Raw genomic sequence first — 6,937 nt, forward strand, 5'->3', positions numbered from 1 at the left:
GGCCGCTACCTGCCTTCAGATAGATGGGGTTCTGGCCGTAGACGGGGTTGAAGCTGTCGCCACTGCCCGGCTGGCCCGGCGCGGATCTGGCTCTGCTCGGCGTTTATCTGGCTGGCCAGGGCCTGCGCCCAGTTGTTTTTGAGCCCTTGCTCGTCACTGGTGACGGTGAGTACCGTCTGCAGATCGGGACGCTCGCCATTGGCATCGAACACCCGGGTCATGGCCTTGTCTCCTGTCCGGAGATCCAGAGAGGGATAGATGGTGCCGCTCTGGCTCCAGGTCAGCGGCGGCAGATCACCCTCCTGGAAACGGGCATCGATCAGGTTGTAGAAGCTGTTGGGTGTATCCCCGACTTCCCAGACTCCCAGGATCAGCTGGTAGCCGGTGCGCTCTGGCAGGGTACAGCTGTGGGTCATCTGTTTGGGTGGCTGCACCATGCCGCCGTCGATGACACAGAAGGGGGTCAGATCGAAGCTATTTCGGCTTATGGGCTGGTTGGGATCCCAATCCTGCCTGGTGAGGTAGTAGCGCCAGTTGCGGGTGACATGATTGGCGGTAAAGGTCCAACTGATGTCGATGGGGCCCGCGCTGACACTACGTTTGGTCCAGCGATCGCTGGTCTGGGCGTTCAACTCGGCGAACTGGGCATGGCCGGCTGCGGCTATTTCGCCATCAGCAGGGCCGCCGTCCGGGAAGCCGGACGGGGCTTCCAGGCTCTGAGGTTCCCACTGGATGGCGCCGCAGCCAATGTTGCCGCCGTTCTTGCACAGAGTGTTGCGGGCTTCCGGGCTGCTGATGTAGCCGTGGGCGAGGGCGCCACCACTGGCCAGCAGGGCGGTGATGACGGCAAGACGATGAAGTGGTTGATTCACTGCCATAGATTCCTTGTATTGAGTCTGTCTGGGCAGTCAGCTTGGCGGGGAACCCCCGAACACCTGCTGCAACCCCGCTATCCCTTGACTGGTCAGGGGACCGGAGGCTTTGCGTCCTGGCCTCTCGACCAGTTTGCCAAATGACTGTGTCTGGGTGTCGGTTTCAGTCGACGACCAATAATGGCTAATTTTGAACAAAAAATTAACATAAATTAGCAAAAAAGGAACTGATCGGAGCTGCCGACCACCTTTTGTGCGACAGCGGATGGCTTGCCTGCTGAAGAAATAATCGTGCTATTACCTGCTAATGGTTTGAAATAACAGCCATTGTTCAGAGGTGATGGAGGGCGCAGACAGATGGTTTGGCTTCTGCTAGCGTGGAACAGCGCATCCCAGCGTACATAGCATCAGGGCCAACCCGGATTGACCCCATCACAACAAGAGGGAACTTATGAATTCCATTGCCAGGAATTACTTCAACCAGTTGAATCAGGACTATCTGGCGCTGCACAGGCGCAAAGAGGATCTGTTCTGGTCGACTTATATGGGTACCAGCGATGATCAGGCTGGCTTCACCGCGGCCGAGCAGGCCTACAAGGGGTTTTGTGCCAATCCGGCCCGGTTGCCGGAGCTCAGAGCCATGCTGGCCCAGGCCGAGGAGACGGATCTCAAGCGGGGGCTTGCGGGCTGGCTGGCCTTCTTCGAGTGCAATGTCATCGAGGATCCGGCCGCCGCCGCCCTGATGGACGAACTGGTGGCCGCCGAGGCCAAGCTCTTCGCCCGCCGCAAGGAGCTCAAGCTGGAGCTGCTGGACGAACAGGGCCGGACAGTTCCCGGCAGTTTGCCCGCCGCCGGTGCCTCTCTGGTCGCGAGCCCGGTTGAAGCCGTGCGCGCCAGCGCCGTGGCACTCTTCCATACTCTGGAGCAGTGGGCCCTGGACTCGGGCTTCCTGGAGATCGTTCAGCTGCGCAATCGCTTTGCCCGCACCATGGGGTATCGCGACTACTTCGAATACAAGGTGCGCAAGAATGAGCAGATGAGCCCAGAGCAGCTGTTTGTCATTCTGGATGATTTCATCGCCCGCACCGAGGCGCGTACCCGCCAGAGCCTGGCCGAACTTAAAGAGGCCAAGGGGGAGGCGGCGCTGCAGCCCCATAACCTGCGCTTCTCGGTGAGTGGCGACGTGACCCGCCAGCTCGATCCCTATGTCCCTTTCTCCCGTGCCTTGCAAGATTGGGTGCAGAGCTTCCGTCGCCTCGGCATCCAGTACCGGGATGCCGTGCTGACCCTGGACTTGCTGGACAGGCCCGGCAAGTATGAGAACGGCTTCTGCCATGGCCCAGTGCCGAGCTTCTGGCAGGAGGGGCAGTGGGTGCCGGCCGTGGTCAACTTCACCAGCCTGGCCAACCCGGGTCAGGTCGGCAGCGGCTGGAGCGGGCTCAATACCCTGTTCCACGAAGGAGGGCATGCCGCTCATTTTGCCAACGTGACCGGCAATGCGCCCTGCTTCTCTCAGGAGTTTCCTCCCACCTCCATGGCGTATGCCGAGACCCAGTCCATGTTTTGTGACAGCCTGCTCGAAGATGCGGACTGGCTGAAACGTTATGCCAAGGACGAGCACGGCACCGCCATTCCGGATGTGCTGATTGAAGAGATGATTGCGGCACGCCAACCGTTTCGGGCCTTCAATGAACGTCAGATAGCCCTGGTCGCCTATTTCGAGCGGGATCTCTATGCCATGAGCGATGAGGAGCGCAGCCCGGAGACCGTGCTGGCCCTGGCTCGCCAATGGGAACGGCAGATCCTGGGAGTCGAGAGTCCGCGCCCCTTGCTCGCCATTCCTCATCTGCTCAATCAGGAGTCGGCCTGCGCCTATCATGGTTATCTGCTGGCCCTGATGGCAGTGGAGCAGACCCGGGCCTACTTCCTCAAACGCGACGGCTATCTCACCGACAATCCGCGCATAGGCCCGGATCTTGCCGCCCATTACTGGGGGCCTGGCAACGGCATGACCCATGACCAGACGCTGCAGAGCCTCACCGGCGAGGGATTCAGTGCCCGGCCGCTGGCCGATGCCTGCAATCTGGATGTCGCCCAGGCCTGGCAGCAAGCTCAGGCTTGCATGGCGGCGGCGCAGCAACGGCCATCGGCCGCTGAGGGCGCGCCACTCAATGCCCATATTCGAGTGGTCCATGGTGACAAGCTGGTGGCGGATAACAGCCAGTCCGAACTCAGGATGCTGGCTGATTTCGCCGCCTGGATCCGCGGCTGTTATCAGCCCTGATCCGCAGTCATCCTCTGAGTTCTCCCATCCATCAATGAGCTCCGTCCTTGGCAGGGCTCATTATTTGGCATACACCCGGTTAGCACCTTGATTCGGCTGGGTGAGCAGGGATTGCAAGCTGGTACCTAATTGATGGAAGCTGGCCATGCTCAGTGCCTGTTGTGGCAGTCAGGGTCAATCGTTTACGTCCTGTAGCTCGAATAGGAGCTGGTTTTTTGCAGAGTGTAGCGAGCCGTTTGACGGAAACTGTCGCTGGCAAACATCAGCAGCTAGTTGCTGCCATTTAGCTTTATTTTCACTCGGACTCTCTGGGTGGAAATGTGCCATATGAGCCCCTTTTCACCACACAGCTGCGTTTCGGGTCGACGGGGGGATTGTCTTGTACGATTAAGCTCCGGTTGATCCTGATGACCAGGGTATTCGGGGGTGATGGTAGTCCAGAGTTTTCGCTTGTTGTGCCTGGGAAGGGCGTGACAGCAGGGACGCCGCTGCCGTACGGTATGAAGGCCTCGTCTGATAGCAACACCACCTTCCTGTCTTTCAGCCATTATTCGCACCCGACAACAGCGATAGTTCATGTCGTCACCAACACTTTAATTTCTGTTGTAGTGGTCATGCATCCAAGTCTGAAAATATTAAGTAATCAATGAGCTGCTTTGTGTCGCTCCACCAGAGGTCATCTTCATCGTGGTCTTTTTTGGGGCTTAGGGGGCGCTCCCGGGAGTTGACTAATTAATCTACCGCGGCAGAATGTGCCCCCTCGCCACCCCCGACGCGAGTCGGGTTCGGAAAGCTTCAGATCTCTTTTCCTCGAGATGGCTGAGCCGCACATGAAAATGGCGTCAGCTCTCAATCCTTCCAGTGCATTCGCCTGCTTCATGCTATTCGTCGATAACGTTGACAACCCTGCCGATGCTGCACCGGGCAAGGTAATACGCATGCCAGCGATATTGCCCTAGTCTTGATGGTGACTGCCAATCGGTCGGTCCGTTTATTGACTTGGTCTCTTATTTGTCAGCGAATGGAAAGAGGGTATTTCCCAATGATGATCATGAGTGAACAACCCGGCCAGATTGCGTTGCTGGGAGGCTCGGTGGATCGTGTGACCCAGCCTCTTCTCGATTTATCCCTGTGGGATCCGGTACAGCAACCCGTGCTGTTGCTCAATCTGCCTGCCGATGAGCAAGATAGGGTGCTGCATGTGGTTCGCTGCGACCCTTCCCGCTACCTGTATCCCGTGTTTTGCGTATTGCAGAGTCCGCTCTCTCCCATGTTGGCGGATGGTCTCTTGCCTCAGCTAGATGAGAGAGTACCCGACATGCTGGAACGTTTGGCGCTGCTGACGCCGCGTGAGCATCCGGATGACATGGAAAAGCTGGCCTGGTACAGCTGGCCCCGTGCGCATTTTCGCCTGTTGCCACGCTGGCAGGCCGGTTGTCGTCAGGGTTACAGCTATCCGTTGCTGGATTGCCTGCTAGGAGCCGATGCCGGAGCATCCTTGCCACAACTGGTCTCTGAGCGATTGTTGCAGAGTGAGCAACTGGTCGATCGGGTGCGCTTGTGCAACAGCTGCAATTCGGCTCATCTCAACTTCGTCGATGTGTGTCCTGAATGCTCCCATATCGCCATTCAGGCCAAGCCTGCGGTGCACTGTTTCACCTGCGGCCATGTGGATGATCAGGATGCCTTCATGCAGCAGGGTATATTGCGCTGCCCCAAGTGCGTGACAACCCTGCGTCACATCGGGGTCGACTATGACAGGCCGCTGGAGAAGTACCGCTGTCTCTCCTGTCATGCCCGTTTCATGGAGGCTGCGGTACAGGCTCGATGCCATGAGTGTGGTCATGCGCACAAGCCAGATGACCTAGTGGTGTCTCCCATCTATGAGTACCGCATCGGCAAGCTGGCCCGCCATATTGCCCGTGAGGGTACCCATCAGTTGCATCTACCTCTGACCTGGGGGGCACCTATGGTCATGGATCACTTCCCCTGGCTGTTGCAGTGGAATAACAGCTTGCTGCAGCGCCATGGCGGCAGCCATACCCTGCTGGCCATCCGGGTCGAACATCTTGCTGAACTGCGCGCCGAGCTGGGGTTGTTGAAAACCCAGCAGCGGTTGGCTGCTCTGCTGGCCCGTCTGCAGGCACTGTTTCGGGATACCGATGTGGTCTGCCAGTATTCAGACGATCAGCTGTTGCTGCTGTTGCCGCATACCAGTGTGGAGGATTGGCAGGTCCTGCAAGGGCGGATCCTGGCACTCAACAACGTCGAGGGACTGGATGCGCTGACGCTGAATGTTAAGGCAGAGCCACTCCCCACTGTGCTGGGTGACGATACCGGCCTCTGGCTGAGCCACTGGTTGGATGGGAGCATCCCGGATGCCTGAGTGGATGAGTACGATCCGTTACATCCTGACCGAGATCCTGGGTAGCCTGCAATTTTCACCCAGGATGATCCTGTTGCTGCTGCCCATGCTGCTGCTGATGGAGGTGCCCCTGATGGCACTGACTCTGACCGGGATCCTTAAGTGGTTTGCCCGTCAGGTCCCCAAGTCCTCCGATCTGCCGTTGTCACGTGGTTGCCCCAAGGTCTCCTGCATCATCACCTGCTATGGGGAGGGGGAGGCGATCCGCTCCACTATCCTGACCCTCAAGGAACAGCTTTATCGCGGTCATCTGGAGATCATTGCGGTGATCGATGGTGCCAACGCCAACGCCCATACCTATCAGGCGGCCTTGAACTGCATCGCCGAATTTCAGGGATGCGAGACGCGCAACCTGGTGCTGTTGCCCAAGTGGCAGCGTGGTGGACGGGTATCGACGCTCAATGCCGGGTTGTCTGCGGCAACCGGCGAGATAGTGATGAATGCCGACGGGGACACCTCCTTCGACAACAACATGATCGACGAGATTGTGGCCTGTTTCGATGATCCGGACGTGCCTGCCGTCGGCGGTGCGTTGAGGGTGCGTAACTTGCGAGATGGCCTGCTCACCCGAATGCAAGGGATCGAGTACATGATCTCCATGCAGGGAGGCAAGACGGGTTTGAGCGAATGGAACTTGATCAACAATATCTCTGGGGCGTTCGGGGCATTTCGCCGTGACTTCCTGCGCCAAATCGGGGGTTGGGATACCCACACGGCGGAAGATCTGGATCTGACTGTGCGGATCAAGCACTACCTCAAGCGCCATCCCAAGCTGAAGATCGGGTTTGCCCCCAGGGCCATAGGCCATACTGATGCCCCTGCGGATCTGATGACTCTGGCAAACCAGCGTCTGCGCTGGGATGGGGATCTGCTGTTTCTCTACCTGCGCAAGCACAAACTGTCGCTGACGCCGCGTATCTTGGGATGGAAGACTTTCCTGTTCACCTTAGTCTATGGGGTGGCGCAAAACGTCGTGCTGCCGCTGTTGGTCATGGGATACAGCTGGTGGCTGGTATTCAGTTATCCGGGCCAGTTCGTGACGGCATTGATGCTCTGCCTCTATCTGGTCTACCTGTTTCTCACCCTGGTCAATTTTCTGGTGTTTCTGCTCGCGATTTCCGAGCGACCCAAAACGGATCTGCGCATGCTGCCATGGTTGTGTCTGTACCCTGTCTATACCTTGCTGATGCGCCTGTGGTGTGCCGTCGCACTGCTTAATGAAATATTCCGGCGCGGTCATGAAGAGAGCAGCATGGCGCCCTGGTGGGTATTAAAACGAGGAAACAAATTCTGATGAAAGTAACGTTCAATCCACCCAAGAAACGCGATGCTACCTCGGATGAAGGGATCCGGGTC

Annotated in this window: 3 protein-coding genes, 1 pseudogene and 1 riboswitch; of the genes and pseudogenes, 3 read left to right on the forward strand and 1 reads right to left on the reverse strand. The window is 58.1% G+C overall.

Annotated elements, in window-relative coordinates:
• Positions 1-878: pseudogene (locus tag G113_RS17915) on the reverse strand (lytic polysaccharide monooxygenase); the annotation flags it as partial.
• A 58-nt stretch (positions 879-936) separates the two neighbouring features.
• Positions 937-1,020: riboswitch (cyclic di-GMP riboswitch) on the reverse strand.
• Positions 1,021-1,323: 303 nt separating this feature from the next.
• On the opposite strand from G113_RS17915, the gene G113_RS17920 reads away from it, so the two are divergent.
• From G113_RS17920 to G113_RS17930, 3 genes are all read left to right on the forward strand, one after another.
• Entirely contained in the window at positions 1,324-3,156 is a 1,833-nt protein-coding gene (locus G113_RS17920) for a M3 family metallopeptidase (RefSeq protein WP_005908172.1), read from the forward strand.
• Between the two features lie 1,042 nt (positions 3,157-4,198).
• Complete coding sequence (locus G113_RS17925) at positions 4,199-5,542, forward strand: TackOD1 domain-containing metal-binding protein (RefSeq protein WP_005908174.1); 1,344 nt, start codon at positions 4,199-4,201, stop codon at positions 5,540-5,542.
• On the forward strand, positions 5,535-6,875 hold the full coding sequence (locus tag G113_RS17930; protein ID WP_005908176.1) for a glycosyltransferase family 2 protein: 1,341 nt from the start codon (positions 5,535-5,537) through the stop codon (positions 6,873-6,875). The genes G113_RS17925 and G113_RS17930 overlap by 8 nt, the downstream gene beginning before the upstream one ends.
• The last annotated feature ends 62 nt before the right edge of the window (positions 6,876-6,937 follow it).

The sequence above is a fragment of the Aeromonas molluscorum 848 genome, from assembly GCF_000388115.1.
Lineage (GTDB): Bacteria > Pseudomonadota > Gammaproteobacteria > Enterobacterales > Aeromonadaceae > Aeromonas > Aeromonas molluscorum.

Excerpts from the sequence above, each read along its gene's own strand:
- G113_RS17925 (WP_005908174.1), top strand. The coding sequence starts at position 4,199 with ATGATGATCATGAGTGAACAACCCGGCCAGATTGCGTTGCTGGGAGGC.
- G113_RS17920 (WP_005908172.1), top strand. The coding sequence starts at position 1,324 with ATGAATTCCATTGCCAGGAATTACTTCAACCAGTTGAATCAGGACTAT.
- G113_RS17930 (WP_005908176.1), top strand. The coding sequence starts at position 5,535 with ATGCCTGAGTGGATGAGTACGATCCGTTACATCCTGACCGAGATCCTG.